At 61.8% G+C, this 16,705-nt stretch carries 12 protein-coding genes; 6 read left to right on the forward strand and 6 right to left on the reverse strand.

Annotated features, from left to right (window positions below; genetic code table 11):
• Positions 1-242: 242 nt before the first annotated feature.
• Positions 243-2,642: a DUF1631 domain-containing protein gene (locus P7A97_RS13720; RefSeq protein WP_277690517.1), complete on the forward strand. Its 2,400-nt coding sequence runs from the start codon at positions 243-245 to the stop codon at positions 2,640-2,642.
• The gene (locus P7A97_RS13725; RefSeq protein ID WP_277690518.1) at positions 2,643-2,978 is read left to right on the forward strand and encodes a PilZ domain-containing protein; all 336 of its coding nucleotides are present in this window, start codon (positions 2,643-2,645) and stop codon (positions 2,976-2,978) included.
• 46 nt (positions 2,979-3,024) lie between these two features.
• Here P7A97_RS13725 and clpB read toward each other — a convergent pair whose 3' ends face one another.
• The 3 genes from clpB to rluD form a co-directional block, all read right to left on the reverse strand.
• A complete protein-coding gene (gene clpB / locus P7A97_RS13730; RefSeq protein WP_277690519.1) occupies positions 3,025-5,589 on the reverse strand; it encodes an ATP-dependent chaperone ClpB in 2,565 nt (854 codons plus the stop codon).
• Positions 5,590-5,710: 121 nt separating this feature from the next.
• On the reverse strand, positions 5,711-6,445 hold the full coding sequence (gene pgeF / locus P7A97_RS13735) for a peptidoglycan editing factor PgeF (protein WP_277690520.1): 735 nt from the start codon (positions 6,443-6,445) through the stop codon (positions 5,711-5,713).
• Complete coding sequence (gene rluD, locus P7A97_RS13740; protein ID WP_277690521.1) at positions 6,429-7,400, reverse strand: 23S rRNA pseudouridine(1911/1915/1917) synthase RluD; 972 nt, start codon at positions 7,398-7,400, stop codon at positions 6,429-6,431. Before rluD ends, pgeF begins: the two co-directional genes overlap by 17 nt.
• Before the next feature lie 147 nt (positions 7,401-7,547).
• Between rluD and P7A97_RS13745 the strand changes: the two genes are divergently transcribed.
• The 4 genes from P7A97_RS13745 (at position 7,548) to P7A97_RS13760 (ending at position 11,869) form a co-directional block, all read left to right on the forward strand.
• Positions 7,548-8,570: an outer membrane protein assembly factor BamD gene (locus tag P7A97_RS13745; protein ID WP_277690522.1), complete on the forward strand. Its 1,023-nt coding sequence runs from the start codon at positions 7,548-7,550 to the stop codon at positions 8,568-8,570.
• 146 nt (positions 8,571-8,716) lie between these two features.
• Positions 8,717-8,944 carry a PP0621 family protein gene (locus P7A97_RS13750; protein ID WP_277690523.1) on the forward strand — a complete coding sequence of 76 codons (228 nt, stop codon included), beginning with the start codon at positions 8,717-8,719 and terminating at the stop codon, positions 8,942-8,944.
• Positions 8,934-10,526, forward strand: coding sequence for an ATP-binding protein (locus tag P7A97_RS13755; RefSeq protein WP_277690524.1), 1,593 nt, complete (start codon positions 8,934-8,936; stop codon positions 10,524-10,526). Before P7A97_RS13750 ends, P7A97_RS13755 begins: the two co-directional genes overlap by 11 nt.
• 2 nt (positions 10,527-10,528) lie before the next feature.
• A complete protein-coding gene (locus P7A97_RS13760; protein ID WP_277690525.1) occupies positions 10,529-11,869 on the forward strand; it encodes a sigma-54 dependent transcriptional regulator in 1,341 nt (446 codons plus the stop codon).
• 116 nt (positions 11,870-11,985) lie between these two features.
• Here the strand turns inward: P7A97_RS13760 and P7A97_RS13765 are convergent, their stop codons facing one another.
• From P7A97_RS13765 to P7A97_RS13775, 3 genes are read right to left on the reverse strand one after another with little or no spacing between them, the layout of a single operon-like run.
• Positions 11,986-13,086 carry an FAD-dependent oxidoreductase gene (locus P7A97_RS13765; protein ID WP_277690526.1) on the reverse strand — a complete coding sequence of 367 codons (1,101 nt, stop codon included), beginning with the start codon at positions 13,084-13,086 and terminating at the stop codon, positions 11,986-11,988.
• A 57-nt stretch (positions 13,087-13,143) separates the two neighbouring features.
• A complete protein-coding gene (locus tag P7A97_RS13770) occupies positions 13,144-13,551 on the reverse strand; it encodes a type IV pilin protein (RefSeq protein ID WP_277690527.1) in 408 nt (135 codons plus the stop codon).
• An 8-nt stretch (positions 13,552-13,559) separates the two neighbouring features.
• Positions 13,560-16,691, reverse strand: coding sequence for a PilC/PilY family type IV pilus protein (locus tag P7A97_RS13775; protein WP_277690528.1), 3,132 nt, complete (start codon positions 16,689-16,691; stop codon positions 13,560-13,562).
• Positions 16,692-16,705 lie beyond the last annotated feature (14 nt).

Consider the following 16,705-nt stretch of genomic DNA (forward strand, 5'->3'; position numbering starts at 1 on the left):
GGACCCAATGATTAACAGTCATTTGCTCTACCGACTGAGCTATCGCGGAACTTCGGTCTTCCAACCTCTGACACCGTTTCCCGTATCAGAGGCGCGCCATTTTACGTAGGGAAAGTTTTCTGTCAAGCCCGATAATCACTCTATTGCAGTATGCGAATACCGACGATTAACAGCTAATCTATGTTGAGCAGCTTGAAACAGATCACAGAGCCCGGATGCAGGGCTGCCGCGCAGGATAACGCATGAGTTCGCAGGATCTTCCCCCATCCCATCCCATCCCCGGAGTCGCCAGCCGCGCCATCCAGCCGCGCTTCGGCGAACTGGTGCAAGATTGCCGCAAGCTGGTGATGAACAACCTGGCCGAGCACCTCACCGATCTGTTCGCTCAGGTAGATGACACGCTCTTCGAAGGTGCCGAGAAGGCCGAGAACAACAAGGTACAGACGCTATTCTTCGACGCCATGCGCGATGTGCGGCGCATGCGTCCGCAGATCGAACGCAGCTATCACCAGCGCATCGCACAGAACTTCGCCGACTTCCTCGAAGGCAAGCTCAAGGGCAAGGCCCCGCAGGCTGAGCCCAACAGCGATAGCCTTTCCTTGATCCAGAACGAGGAATACGAGGAAAGCCTGCAGGTCACCAATATGGTCAGCAAGGTCAAGGCCCGCAGCACGCGCACGCTGTTTGCCCTCGAACAGCGCCTGGCCCTGCTCAACAACGGGCAAAAGCTCGGTGAGGACAGCAACCCCTTCGGCCCCCAGGCACTGGCCAACGCCTTTCGTGAGGCACTGGCGCCACATCCTTTGCCGCTGCGGATCAAGGTCATCCTTTATATGCTGTTCGAGCGTAATGTGATGCAGGGCCTCGACACCCTGTACGAGATGCTCAACCAGCGCCTGATCAATGCCGGCATCCTGCCAAACCTGAAGTTCACCGCCCAGCGCGCGCCCTCCTCCGCGCCCAGCCCACAGAGCCCGCCACAGGAGGCTGAAACTGCCCCCCACGCCGCTCAACCACCTGCTGCGCACGCAAATACGCAACAGCGCGCAACCGCAGGCAGTAGCCCGACGGCTAACCGGCCATCGGTCAACCAGGTTGGCGCACCACAGATTCAAGTCCCTGCCGATCTCAGTGCCCCGCCACCGCAGGACCCCGGCCAGCTGTTGGGTGGTCTGGCTGCGCTACTCAGCGAACGCCGCGAACGCGATCTGGACGCCCCGTTGCCTGGCGGTGCCCGCAGCATCGCAAGCTTTGCGCCGCGTACAGCCAGCAGCACCTACAGCGCTGGCGAGTTGCTGGAAGCGCTGACCCGCCTGCAGCAGCAGTCTGCCAGTACCCTGAGCCAGCGCTTGCAGGGCCCGCAGCCGGTCGAAGAGCTCAAGGTCAGCCTGCACCAACAGCTGGAAGCCCACAGCAACCTGCCCGGGCAACAGAAGCTGGCAGACCAAGAAGCTGATGTCATTGACCTGGTCGGCATGCTGTTCGACTTCATCCTTGACGATGACAACCTTCCCGACGCCTGCAAAACCGCCCTCTCCCACCTGCACACGCCCTACCTGAAGGTGGCCCTGCAGGACAAGGCGCTGTTCACCCAGCACCACCATCCGGCCCGCAAACTACTCAATGCCATGGCCCAAGCCGGGGTCCTGTATGGCAGCGAAGGTGATGAGCGCGGCCTGCTGGCGAAGATCCAGTGGGTGGTGGAGCGCGTGATTCACGGCTTCTCGGGCGACCTGCTGCTTTTCAACAGCCTGCTCGAAGAGTTCGACGAATTCGTTGCCACGCTCAAGCACAAGGTCGAGCTGCGCGAGCGCCGCGCGGTGGAGGCCGCCAAGGGCCGTGACAAACTGCTTGGGGCGCGGCAAATGGCCGTCGACGTCATCAACAAGGTGCTCGCCGAACGCCAGCTACCCAGCGTGATTCACAACTTTCTCGAACTGACCTGGGCCGATGTGCTGGTGTTCGTCCTGCTGCGCCACGGTGAACGCAGCAACGAGTGGCAACGGGCCAGCGAAGTGGCCGAGCAGCTGGCCTGGAGCGGTACACCGCTGGATGACGAAGGGCGCGCTCGCCTGCAGGGCTTGCGCGTTGGCCTGCTCGACGAACTGCGCAAAGGGCTGGAGTTGCTCGGCGGCTATCACGAAGACGGCATCCGCCGCCTGCTGCAGGACATCGTGGCCTGCCAGCACGCCGTACAGGCCCAACAGCCGCAAGTTGCCGCGCAGATCAAGAGTCAGCTGCGGGAAAGTCCGCTGGGCGCCATGCTCGGCGAAGATGCCGCACTGGCAGAACCGGTCAAGAAGGACGAACAGCGTCTGTCGCCGCGCGCCCAGGCACTGATCAAGGAGCTGCAGCAACTGGAGTTCGGCACCTGGTTCGAATTCGTTCAGGGCGACAGTATTCAGGTGCTCAAGCTCTCCTGGTTCAGCCCCACGACCCACAACTACATGTTCGTCGACCACAGCGGCCAACGCGTGGCGGTCAAGCCCATACGTCAGCTGGCCTGCGAGATGGAGCAAGGCCTGGTGCGCATCCTCGCACCGGAGCGCAGCGCGCCCCTGGTGGACCGTGCACTCAATGCAATCTACCGCGTCCTGCAACGCTTTACCGGGCGCGCCAACGAAGTCGGACAAGGAGCCTGAATGGACGACCGCCGGCAGCACAGCCGCCATACCACGCAACTGAATATCGAAGTGCTCGATCTGCACAGCGGACGGCGCCTCGGCCGTGTCGTAGACCTGTCCGAAGATGGCTTCATGCTGGTCAGCGATTACCCGCCGGAAGCCGACTCGGTGTGGGAATGTCGCCTGGTGCTGGACCCGCCACTGGACGGCATCCACGAGGTTCGCCTGGGCGCCGACTGCCTGTGGAGCCGCGTCGACCCCGGCCACAGCGGCTGGTGCGGCTTCCATATCATCGACCTGGCCGAAGACCAGATCCCGGCCCTGGCCCTGCTCCTGAGCTACCTGCAGGACTGAATAAAAAAGCCCCGGCATGCCGGGGCTTTCCCATTCGCAGCTTCACTCAGGTGAAGACAATTTCCTCACCTTGCACATCGGCCTTCACCTGGGCGCCAGGAGCGAAGTCGCCGGACAGAATCCGCTGCGCCAGCGGGTTCTCGATCCAGCGTTGGATCGCGCGCTTCAGCGGCCGCGCGCCATACACCGGGTCGTAACCGACTGCCACCAGCTTGTCCATCGCCTCACTGGATAGCTCCAGCGACAGCTCACGCTCAGCCAGGCGACGACGCAGACGCTGCAGCTGGATCTCGGCAATGCCGGCGATCTGCTCGCGGGCCAGCGGCTCGAACACCACCACTTCGTCGATCCGGTTGACGAACTCCGGACGGAAATGGCTGCTCACCGCATCCAGCACCGCCGCACGCTGCGCCTCGCGGTCACCGGCCAACTCCTGAATCTGCGCCGAGCCCAGGTTGGAGGTCATCACGATCACGGTGTTCTTGAAGTCCACGGTGCGCCCATGGCTGTCAGTCAGGCGGCCGTCTTCCAGCACCTGCAGCAGCACATTGAATACATCCGGGTGGGCCTTCTCGACCTCGTCCATCAACACCACCGAGTAGGGCTTACGGCGCACCGCCTCGGTCAGGTAACCGCCCTCCTCATAGCCGACATAGCCCGGCGGCGCGCCGATCAGGCGAGCCACGGAATGTTTCTCCATGAACTCGGACATATCGATGCGCACCAGCGCTTCCTCGGTATCGAAGAGGAACTCGGCCAACGCCTTGCACAGCTCGGTCTTGCCCACCCCGGTCGGGCCGAGGAAGAGGAAGGAGCCGCTGGGACGGTTGGGATCGGCCAGCCCGGCCCGCGAACGACGCACCGCGTTGGCCACCGCCACCACAGCCTCGTCCTGACCGATAACCCGCTGATGCAGCAGGCCCTCCATCTTCAACAGCTTCTCGCGCTCACCTTCGAGCATTTTGCTCACCGGGATGCCAGTCCACTTGGATACGACTTCGGCGATTTCCTCATCGGTGACCTTGTTGCGCAGCAGCTGGTTCTCACTCTTGCCATGCTGGTCGACCATCTGCAGGCTGCGCTCCAGGTCCGGGATGATGCCGTACTGCAGCTCAGCCATGCGCTGCAGGTCGGACTTACGCCGCGCGGCTTCGAGGTCGGCCTTGGCCTGCTCGATCTTCTGCTGGATCTGCGCCGAGCCCTGCACCTCGGCCTTCTCCGACTTCCACACTTCCTCGAGATCGGCGTATTCCAGCTCCAGGCGGGCGATGTCCTCCTTGAGCTTCTCCAGGCGCTTGAGGGCGGCGTCGTCGTCTTCCTTTTTCAGCGCCTCGCGCTCGATCTTCAGCTGGATCAGACGGCGTTCCAGACGATCCAGGGCCTCCGGCTTGGAGTCGATCTCCATGCGGATGCGGCTGGCCGCTTCGTCGATCAGATCGATGGCCTTGTCCGGCAGCTGACGGTCGGTGATGTAGCGGTGGCTGAGCTTGGCTGCGGCGATGATCGCACCATCGGTGATGGTCACACCGTGGTGCACCTCGTAGCGCTCTTTCAGGCCGCGCAGGATGGCAATGGTGTCTTCCTCGCTCGGCTCATCGACCAGCACTTTCTGGAAGCGACGCTCCAGTGCGGCGTCCTTCTCGATGTACTGGCGGTACTCGTCCAGGGTGGTGGCGCCGACGCAGTGCAGCTCGCCACGGGCCAGGGCCGGCTTGAGCATATTGCCGGCGTCCATCGCGCCCTCGGCCTTGCCGGCACCGACCATGGTGTGCAGCTCGTCGATAAACAGGATGATGCGTCCTTCCTGCTTGCCCAGTTCATTGAGCACAGCCTTGAGACGCTCCTCGAACTCGCCACGGAACTTTGCACCAGCGATCAGCGCGCCCATGTCCAGCGCCAGCAGGCGCTTGTCCTTGAGACCGTCGGGCACCTCGCCGTTGATGATGCGCTGGGCCAGGCCCTCGGCGATGGCGGTCTTGCCCACACCGGGCTCACCGATCAGCACCGGGTTGTTCTTGGTGCGCCGCTGCAGCACCTGGATGGTGCGGCGAATCTCGTCGTCACGGCCGATCACCGGGTCGAGCCTGCCATCTTCGGCACGCTTGGTCAGGTCGACGCAGTACTTGTCCAGCGCCTGACGCGATTCTTCGACATTCGGGTCATTCACCGCCTGGCCGCCACGCAGGTTGGCGATGGCATTCTCCAGGGCCTTCTTGCTCACGCCCTGAGCCAACAGGAGCTTGCCCAGGCGGGTGCTGTCATCCATCGCCGCGAGCAACACCAGCTCACTGGAAATGAACTGGTCACCCTTCTGCTGCGACAGTCGGTCAGCCTGGTTGAGCAGGCGCGCCAGGTCCTGCGAGAGGTTCACATCCCCGGTGGGATTCTGCAGCTTGGCCAGGCCGTCGAGTTCCTTGGTCAGCGCCTGGCGCAGCGCATTGACATCGAAGCCGACCTGCATCAGCAGTGGCTTGATCGAGCCGCCCTGCTGCTCCAGCAGCGCCTGCATCAGGTGCAGCGGCTCGATGGCGGAATGGTCGAGGCCCACGGCAATGGACTGGGCATCGGACAGGGCAAGCTGCAGCTTGCTGGTCAAACGGTCGATTCGCATGAATAAGTCCTTCCTCTGAAAGCGGGCCGGAGCGCTGAACTGCTCCCGATAGTGAAGCCCGGTATTGCACTGTAGATAAGGACAGTTTTGCCCGATTCAAGCAGGGCAGAGTTGATGCGGATCAGTCGACCCGCCAGATCAGCGAAGCGAAACGCCCGGTCCGGGCAGCGCGGCGATAGGAGAAGAAACGCGGATCACTGAAAGTATCCAGGCCACCACCATATACGGCGGTAACGCCGACGGCAGCCAGGCGGATGCGCGCCAGGGCGTACAGGTCGGCCATATATTTGCCGGCATTAGCGCTGGGCACGAAGGCCGATTCGGTCTGTGCATGTGCCGCCAGAAAGGTTTCGCGCACCTCCGCGCCCACTTCGAAGGACTGCGGACCGATGGCCGGCCCGAGCCAGACCAGCACCTCGCTTGCCGGCATGTCCAGCGCAGCCAGGGTGTTTTCCAGCACACCGCCAGCCAGGCCACGCCAGCCGGCATGGGCCGCCGCAACACGGGTGCCGGCTCGATCGCAGAACAGCGCTGGCAGGCAGTCGGCGGTCAACACCGCACAGGCACGCCCCGGCACATCCGTCCAGTTGGCGTCCGCGGTCAGCACCCGAGTGCAATCGGCCGGCACCGCATCAGGGCTGTGCACCTGGCGCAGCCAGGCCGGCTCGCAACCCAGCGCTGCACGCAGGCGCTGACGATTCGCCGTCACGGCGTGCGGGTCGTCCTCGACGTGATCACCCAGATTGAAGCTGGCAAAGGGTTCGGCGCTTACACCGCCGGCACGCGTGGTGACACAGGCACGCACATTGGCCGGTGCGGGCCAGTCCGGCAACAGCCAGTCAGACGAAGGATTCATTGTCCTGACGCAGCAGCGACAGCAGCCAGACCAGATCTTCCGGCAGCGGCGACTCCCACTTCATGCGCTTGCCGGTTTCCGGGTGCTCCAGTTCGAGGAAGCGCGCATGCAGCGCCTGGCGCGGGAATTCGCGCAAGGTCTGCACCAGGGTCGGACTGGCCGCTGGCGGAATACGGAAACGCCCCGCGTAGAGGGGATCGCCCACCAGTGGGTAACCGACATGGGTCATGTGCACGCGAATCTGGTGGGTACGCCCGGTCTCCAACTTGACCCGCACATGGGTGTGCGAGCGAAAGCGCTCCAGCACACGGTAGTGGGTGATCGCCGGCTTGCCGCCATCGATCACCGCCATGCGCTGGCGGTTGGCCGAGCTGCGCCCGATCGGCGCGTTGATGGTACTACCGGCGGTAATCACGCCAATGCTGATGCACTCGTAGATACGGCTGACACTGCGTTTCTGCAGCTGATCGACCAGCTTGGTCTGCGCCTGCAGGGTCTTGGCCACCACCATCAGCCCGGTGGTGTCCTTGTCCAGGCGATGAACGATGCCGGCGCGTGGCACATTGATGATGTCCGGGACATGGTGCAGCAGGGCGTTGAGCAGAGTGCCATCGGCATGCCCGGCCGCCGGGTGAACGACCAGGCCCGCAGGCTTGTCGATCACCAGCAGGTGCTCGTCCTCGTAGACGATGTTCAGCGGGATGTCCTGCGCCACCCACTCGCCCTGAGCCTCCTGCTCGGCCTCCAGGGACAACACCGCGCCGCTATGGACGATGTCACGAGGCCGCAGCACGGCGCCGTCGACGGTCAGGCGACCATCCTTGATCCAACCGGACAGACGCGAGCGCGAATACTCGTCGAATAGCTGGGCGGCGACCTGGTCGAGGCGCTGGCCACCGAGCTCGGACGGCACTTCGGCGGAGAGTTGGATGAGCTGATCGGAGTCTTCTGACATGGGCTACTGAGGCGGGCTGTGCGGCTTTTGGTTTCGGCGACACGCTGTGGTTAAATACGGCGTCTTTGTCCCGGCATTTTCCGGGGCGCCCATCATAACAGGACGGTAGAGGCCTAGACAGCCGCCGTCACAGGGACGCAAGCCACCATGCAAGTGAAACACCTGCTGCTGATCGCCACCCTCGCCATCACCGCCGCCTGCTCTTCCAACAAACCGGAAGTGGACGAGAACCTCAGCGAGTCCGAACTCTACCAGCAGGCTCAGGAAGACCTCGATAACAATAGCTACAACAACGCCACTGCCAAGCTGAAAGCCTTGGAGTCGCGTTATCCGTTCGGTCGCTATGCCGAGCAGGCCCAGCTCGAACTGATCTACGCCTATTACAAGAACGTCGAGCCCGAAGCCGCCAAGTCCGCCGCCGAGCGCTTCATCCGCCTGCATCCGCAGCACCCCAACGTCGACTACGCCTACTACCTCAAGGGCCTGGCCTCCTTCGACCAGGATCGCGGCCTGATCGCCCGTTTCGTGCCGCTGGACCTGACCAAGCGTGATCCCGGTGCCGCCCGCGACTCCTACAACGAGTTCGCCCAGCTGACCAGCCGCTTCCCCAACAGCCGTTACGCCCCGGACGCCAAGGCGCGCATGGTTTACCTGCGCAACCTGCTGGCCGCCTATGACATCCATGTGGCCCACTACTACCTGACGCGCCAGGCCTATGTCGCCGCCGCCAACCGTGGTCGCTACGTGGTGGAAAACTTCCAGGAAACCCCAGCCGTGGCCGACGGCCTGGCCGTGATGGTCGAAGCCTATCAGCGCCTGGAGCTCAACGACCTGGCCGCCACCAGCCTGGAAACCCTCAAACTCAACTACCCGGACCACGCCAGCCTGGTCGACGGCCAGTTCGTGCCACGCGAAGAAGAAGCCGACAACCGCTCCTGGCTGGCCAAGGCCACTCTGGGCCTGATCGAAACGGACGCTCCGTTGCCGCCAGGCGAGACCCGCGCCAGCCAGGATGTCATTCGCCAGTACGAAGATGCCCAGGAGGCCATCCCGGATGAACTGCTGCCGGAGAATCAGGACGAGGCCGCTGAAGATCTGCAGTCCGAAGCCGAAGGCAACAGCGCTGACCGTTCCTGGTTCAGCTACATGACGTTCGGCCTGTTCGACTGAGCATACCGAGCACGCACAAAGGGAGGCCAAGCCTCCCTTTTTTATGCCTGCAAGCCGCGTAGCCGCGCACGCCTGCGCGTTTTTCCTGCTGCGCCGCACCAGCCTCCTTGGCTAAACTGGCCACTTACCCACAAGAAGAGCCCGCCATGGTCCGCCTGCTGTTCTGGATCGCCCTGATTGCCGCCGTCGTGTGGCTCTGGCGCCGCATCAACCGCCCCAAACCCGCCTCCACCGAAGCCGAACAGCCGGCACCAATGGTGCGCTGCGCACACTGCGGCGTGCATGTCCCACGTGACAAAGCCCTGCCACAAGGCACTCGCTGGTATTGCAGCCAGGCCCACCTGAACCAGGACAGCAGCCACAGTGAGCGCTGAAGAGCTGACGCTCGGCGGCAACCCAGGCCGCCGCGTGCTGCGCCTGTATAACCTGTACCGGGTCACGGTCGGCCTGGCGTTGGTTCTGCTGATTTCCAGTCAACTGGACAGCGAGCTGCTGCAACTGGCCCATGAGCAGCTGTTTCGCTACGGCAGCTGGGCCTACCTGATCCTCAATGTGCTGGTGGCCGCATTACTGCAGTGTCCGCGCCACCCCGCCCAAGTCTTCACGCTGGCACTGACCGACGTGCTGATGCTGAGCGCCCTGTTCTTTGCCGCTGGCGGCACGCCCAGCGGTATCGGCAACCTGCTGGTGGTCGCCGTGGCCATTGCCAATATCCTGCTGCGCGGGCGCATCGGCCTGTTTATCGCCGCCGTCGCCGCGCTCGGCCTGCTAGCCCTGACCTTCTATCTGAGCCTACTGCGCCCAGCCTCAGCCACCCAGTTCGTCCAGGCCGGCGCTCTCGGCGCCTTGTGCTTCGCCGCCGCCCTCTTCCTTCAAGGCCTGACCAAACGCCTGCAACAAAGCGAAACACTGGCCGAACAGCGCGCCGTTGATGTCGCCAGCCTGGAGGAACTCAACGCGCTGATCCTGCAACGCATGCGCACCGGCATCCTGGTGCTCGATAAGCAGCACCGCGTGCTGCTCGCCAACCAGGGCGCTCTGAGCATGCTCGGCCGCCCTGCTCTGGAAGGCAAAGTGCTGGACCCACACAGCCCGGAGCTGGTCAAGCGCCTGCAGCAATGGCTGCACAACCCGACGCTGCGCCCACAGAGCCTGCACGCCGTGCCGGATGGCCCTGTATTGCAGCCAAGCTTCGTGCCCCTGCAGCGCGGCGAAGAACAGCACACCCTGGTGTTTCTCGACGATATCTCGCAAATAACCCAACAGGCCCAGCAACTCAAACTGGCCTCTCTTGGCCGCCTGACCGCCGGCATCGCCCACGAAATCCGCAACCCGCTGGGCGCCATCAGCCACGCCGCCCAGCTGTTACAGGAATCGGAAGACCTGGAGGAGCCAGACAGGCGCCTGGCTCAGATCATTCAGGATCACTCGCGACGCATGAACATGGTCATCGAGAACGTTCTGCAACTCTCACGGCGGCGCCAGGCCGAACCCCAGCTGCTGGACCTGAAGTACTGGCTGCATCGCTTCGCCAGCGAATTTCGCAACTCGGCACGCCTGGATCAGTCCCTGCATCTGGAGGCCACCGGCGGCGGCCTGCAGACCCGCATGGACCCCCACCAGCTGACTCAGGTGCTGACCAACCTGGTACAGAACGGCCTGCGCTACAGCGCGCAGACTCACCAGCTCGGCCAGGTCTGGCTCAAGCTGTATCGTGATGAGGAAAGCGACCTACCCACGCTGGAAGTGCTGGATGACGGCCCCGGCGTACCGCCGGAGCAGGTGCAGCACATCTTCGAGCCCTTCTACACCACCGACAACAAGGGCACTGGCCTGGGCCTGTACATCTCTCGCGAGCTGTGCGAGAGCAACCAGGCGCGCCTGCACTACCAACCACGCGAAGGTGGCGGCAGCTGCTTCCGCATCACCTTCGCCCACCCACGAAAATTGAGCTGAACATGAGCATCCGGCAGAGAGCCCTGATCGTCGACGACGAACCCGACATCCGCGAACTCCTGGAAATCACCCTGGGGCGCATGAAGCTCGATACGCGCAGCGCGCGCAACGTCAAGGAAGCCCGCGAATGGCTGGCGCGCGAACCCTTCGACCTGTGCCTGACCGACATGCGCCTGCCCGATGGCACTGGCCTGGAACTGGTCCAGCACATCCAACAGCGCCATGCCCAGGTACCAGTGGCGATGATCACCGCATACGGCAGCCTGGACACCGCGATCAACGCGCTCAAGGCCGGCGCCTTCGACTTCCTGACCAAACCGGTCGACCTCGGCCGCCTGCGCGAGCTGGTCGCAACGGCCCTGCGCCTGCGCAGCGGCGAGGCAGCGGAAGGCCCGGTGGATACCCGTCTGCTCGGCGAGTCGCCGCCGATGAAAACCCTGCGTAACCAGATCCAGAAGCTAGCGCGCAGCCAGGCGCCGGTCTACATCAGCGGCGAGTCCGGTAGCGGCAAGGAGCTGGTGGCCCGCTTGATTCACGAACAGGGCCCACGGGCGGAAAAACCCTTTGTGCCGGTCAACTGCGGCGCCATCCCTTCGGAGCTGATGGAGAGCGAGTTCTTCGGCCACAAGAAAGGCAGCTTCACCGGCGCCATCGAAGACAAGCAGGGCCTGTTTCAGGCCGCCAACGGCGGCACCCTGTTCCTCGACGAAGTCGCTGATCTACCCCTGTCGATGCAGGTCAAACTGCTACGCGCCATCCAGGAAAAGGCTGTACGCGCCGTGGGCGGCCAGCAGGAAGTGGTGGTCGACGTGCGCATCCTCTGCGCCACCCACAAGGACCTGGCGGCAGAAGTCGCCGCCGAACGCTTCCGCCAGGACCTGTTCTACCGCCTCAACGTCATCGAACTGCGCGTGCCTGCCCTGCGCGAACGTCGCGAAGATATCCCGCTGCTGGCCGACACCATGCTCAAGCGCCTGAGCGAAGGCAGCGGCCTGGCGGCCGCCAAGCTCACCGAGGAAGCACTGGACAAACTCAAGTGCTATCGCTTTCCCGGCAACGTGCGCGAATTGGAGAACATGCTGGAGCGCGCCTACACCCTGTGCGAAAACGACCAGATCCAGGCGCACGACCTGCGCCTGGCCGACGCCAGCCCTGCCACGGAAGCCGGCGAAGCCTCGCTGGCGCAGATCGACAACCTCGAAGACTACTTGGAAGAGATCGAACGCAAGCTGATCATGCAGGCCCTGGAGGAAACCCGCTGGAACCGCACCGCCGCGGCCCAACGCCTGGGCCTGACATTCCGTTCGATGCGCTATCGGCTGAAGAAGCTGGGCATCGACTAGGTCTAAACGCCTACAGTCACCGCAAGCTGGGCTGAGCCCCGCGAAGCCCGGCAAGCGATCTAGAACACTCTGCTCTAGGCGCTATTAGCAACCCAGCGTCAGCGCAACCACCCCGCTCACAATCGCCCCAAGCGCCCGGCGGGCGCATAGGGCGCAGGATCAATAATCGGCACCTCGTCCAGCATCAGGTTCTTCAGCAACTCGCAAGACGCGGGGGCCAACACCAACCCATTGCGGTAATGGCCACAGTTCAGCCACAGCCCCGGGTATTCCGGCACTTCACCGATAAAAGGAATCCCCTCGGGCGAGCCCGGGCGCAAACCAGCCCAATGCCCAACCACCTCGGCATCCGCCAAGCCCGGCAGCAGCTCTTCGGCAGAAGCCTTCAAACTCGCCAACGCTTCCTCGGTCGGGGTTTTGTCAAAACCGGCATGCTCCAAGGTGCTGCCCACAAGAATATGCCCATCCCTGCGCGGAATCGCATAACGCCCCTTGGCCAGCACTATGGACGGCAGGAAGTCATCGGCGCACTTGTAAAGAATCATCTGGCCTTTGACTGGCTCGACCGGCAAATCATGCCCCAGGTGCGTCAACCAGCGCGCCGACCAGGCCCCCCCGGCCACCACCGTGCGCTGCGCATAGAAGGAGCCCTGCGTGGTACTCAACCCTACGCAGCGACCGGCCTGGATCAGCAAGTGCTGAACCTCGCAATGCTCCTGTAGATCCACACGCGGATGCGCACCCAAAGCATGCCTCAAGGCCTTGAGCAGCCGCGGGTTGCGCACGTTTGCCGCGCCCGGCATCCAAAGTGCTCGCTGAAAGGCACGAGCCAGCGCCGGGACCTCCTGGTAGACCTGCCCAATCGGTGAAACCTGCAAACCCACCCCCAGGCCACTAGCCCAGCTCAGAGCCTGCTCATGGTCATCCAGATCCAACCAATAAAGCCCGGTGGCATACACTTCAGGGTCTATGCCGCTAAGGCTCATCAGACGCAGGCCCAGGACCGGATAGCTAGCCTGTGACCAGTGGGCCAGTACAGAGACCGGGTGGGCATAGCGCCAAGGATACAGTGGAGAAACGATCCCGCCACCAGCCCAGGAAGACTCACGCCCCAGCTCACCGCGCTCGACCACACAGACCTTGCAACCGGCATCTGCCAGTCGCAAGGCACTGAGCATCCCCATGATGCCACCGCCGACAATCAGACAATCGAGCAAGCCACCCCTCCAAATAAAAAGGAGGGCTTTGCCCTCCTCGAAATAATCACTGCCGACTCAGCGTTTCCAACAGCGCTCGTCGGCCGGCAGGCGCTCACCAAGCCCGTTGATCGACATGCTTGCACAAGCATCCCCGGCCATTACACCACCCGCCACCGCGTTCGCGGTGACTGCAAAACCGGCTTTAACCAAGGGGTCGGCAGCGTCTGTCACTAGAGCCACATTGTAAATGGCTGCGCCGTCCTGTGGGCTCTGCGTAGGTACGCTGGCACCTGCATAAACACCATTTTGCGTGAAGTGCCTCTCGGCTACCTGAGCAGCCTCCAGTAATACCGCAGCCGCCTCGGCACGTCGGGTTTTTTTAACGTACTCGGTGTAGCTGGGATAAGCAATTGCGGCAAGGATGCCGATGATGGCCACGGTAACCATCAGTTCAATAAGGGTAAATCCTTTGACTCTCATCATGCCCCCGGTCATTGCAGTTGGCGCCACATAATACGTCGGGATACACCGACGGAATTGGCTTTTTCATCGACAAACTTAGCCTGCCCGGTGGAAAGCAAAATGATCTTGGTCTGGGTCGGCTTGCCGGCACCCTTGTCCACAATTACCGGTAAGCCGGGCAGACCATCGTTGATATTGAGCCCGGAGACACGCACGTCATTGTCATCAACAACGCCATCACCGTTGGTATCGAGCACCGGGTAGGACAGCATGCCACCGGAGAAAAGATCCAACTCGACCAGCCGGCCGCTGCCGGAACTTTCACAGGGGTCATCAGCATCTACCTTGGCCGTCACAAAAATCACCCGCCCTAGGGTAGTCAGCGCTGGGTATATCACCCGTTCGCCTTCAAGCTGCCCCCGATAGACCAGCGGCAGATACCAACCGCTGTGCACCGCCCAGTCCACGGGAAATTCAGAGGTCTGGATATAGTCCTCGCCACGCACCGTGACCTCATCAGTGATTTGCTGAGCCAGCAAATCACCCTTGGCCACCTCACCGGTACTGCCTTCCTTATCCCAGATGGCGTAAAAGACCTGTTCGGATTTATCTAACTTGTCGGCAGACTCGCTCAGCTTACCGGTACCGAAAAGCACGAGGCTGCCACCCTCGGGGTGATCGACCACCAGCGGAGCAACGGTGATCTGCTGTTCTGTGCCTGCAGCAAACACCTTGCGCGAGGAACCAGAGTCAATATCAAGCTTCCACATATTGCCACGCAGATCGCCGGCATACACTGCCTCGATTTGATACTGCGAGTTGAGAACTACCTGCGGCGAGGACAGCCCATTGCCTGCGGCAATCTCTGTCGCCGAGCCAGAAGTGTTCTGATCGACAATAATCTCGCGAATCAGCTCACCATCTTCGATGTCCACCACATACAGAGAAGCCTTACCTTGATGGCTCCCATAGCCATTACCGAACAGGGCCACCCAGCGACCACCACTGGTTCTGGCGATTACGGGTTTGGAATAGGTATAGCCCAGGTTGTTCCACTCATTGCCTGTATCGCTGACCTCGGGCGGTGAAACCTCCCAGAGCGCTTCGATGTTGTTGTCGCCATCGAACAGCTTGACCGCAAACATGCTCTTGCCGCCGGCCCCCATACCCGACACGGCCACAGTGGCCCACTGCGAACCCAGCTGAGTATCCGCGAGGCTGATCAGGCCATCGACCATGAAACGATGGCTTCCACTGCTGGCGTAGTCGGGTGCCGCGACGATGTGCAGCGAGTCGAGTAGTGACGATGGCATGTAACCGTAGCGATGCGAGCCATTGTTGGCATTGATCACATGGAAAAAGCCGGCGTTGGAATTGACCAGCAGACTGCTGGTCATTTGCGCACGTTTGGCCACTAGGAACGCGTCATAAGTCAGATCACCAGTCAGCGCCGAGGCCAGTGCAACTTCGGGGGTCAGGCTCTCCAGCGATGAGTTGATGATATCTCCTAACAGCACGTTGCGTGTGCGTAGGCCAGTTATAGGCTGCCCCTTGCTCCAGTTGATCAGGTCGGCACCGGTCAATGGCGCTGTCACGCTCGCACTCACCTCCGCCTGCTGCTGGGCAGAGAGGTTGGCATAATCCAGGTTGACCATGCCGCTACCGTTGAACGTCTGATAACTGGCACCGTTGGAAGAGGGCGTGATGCGCGTGTCGGTCGACCAATTCGGATCATTGGAGAGCGGACGACCGGTAGTTGGGCTGAGCCGGTAGGCTTCGATGGTCCCACGCCAATCTTCCGGGTTGTACAGGGTTTTGTAGTAATAGGTTTCGGTGGTCAGGGTGGCTGAACTGGAGGCACCTGCACCACCTGAGCCTGCCTTGGCGGAAATCTCATTGAGCGCCCGGGTCAGACTGTCATTGAGTTCGGCGGCGTTGGTGGCAGTGTAATAGCTACCACGACCATACTCTGCGGCATCACTGAGCATCTGATTGGCCACGGTAAAACCAACCGTATAGGTGAACATGTTCTGTTTGCGAAAGCCGGAGTCGTTAAAGCTGACGCCCGCCTGATCGGGAGTGTTGAGGTCTCGCAAGTCGACGTCATAGGCGAATTTGGCGATGTCATCCAGGTACAGGCTATAACGCTCATCGCTCGCCCTGCCGCTGGGCTGGAAACCATCCGAGTACCGCGGCGGAGTCAGATCGTTCTGGCTGGTGAATGGCGCCAGCCCATCCCAGTTGGGAATGTTGATTTCGCCCGCCACATCAGGGTTGTTGCGCAAGGGATCGGAATTCGCATTGAAGAACGAAGTGTCGTTGGTGGGATAACCGTCGGTGACCACAATGCCGAAGTTTTTCTGGCAGCGATACTGGATGGGACTGGTATTGCGCGAGTTGTTGGTACTTGATAGACCGCGAAAGTAGCGCGTCACATCATAATAAGCTTCGGCCAGCGGCGTTGAGGTGGTGCCGTATAGGCCTTCAATGCTGTTGACGACCCGGCTGTAGTCATCACTGACCGACTGACGAATGAAGCCGCCTGCACTGGTGTTGTTGGTGGCGAAAGCTGCCAGGCCGAAACGCACCCCAGTGCCGTTGGTGGTTACCACGCTGGCTGCCACATCACGCGCAACCTTCATCCGGTAGCTTTGGGGAAACTCGCTGTCAGGCAGGGCGGTGAGGTCAATACTCCCCAGCGTACGGTACTTGTTGTAAATGAATGACAAGTATTGTGCTGTGATACGGCTGACGGTGGCGTCATCCGGATCGTCCGCTACCGGGTCGGGCAACTTGATGCAAAGCTTATTGTTTCTGTTCGCATCCCACAGTGCTTTGTAGCCATTTGAACACCTACCACGCTTGAGGGTCGAGGCGTAGGCTAAGAAGTTATCCGTCATATTCAGGGCAATACGGCGATCGGCATTATCACTGGTATCACTATTCGAATAGTGAATCAGCCCATAGTCCCTGCCGGCGTCAAAATCGGGAGCAAAGATCAAGTTATTCATACTGCCCGAGTTATCGATCAGGAACATCACGTTCGGCGCGATGGCAGCACGACTCAGAATGGGTCCCTGGAAAGGAGTAAAGGCATACGCGGGGGCGGCAACGTAGGCAGCCAGGGCAAAGCCCATAATTGAGGTGATCAGGTTTTTCATGATTTCTCCAAAGC

The organism is Pseudomonas sp. GOM6, assembly GCF_029537485.1.
Taxonomy (GTDB): Bacteria; Pseudomonadota; Gammaproteobacteria; order Pseudomonadales; family Pseudomonadaceae; genus Aquipseudomonas.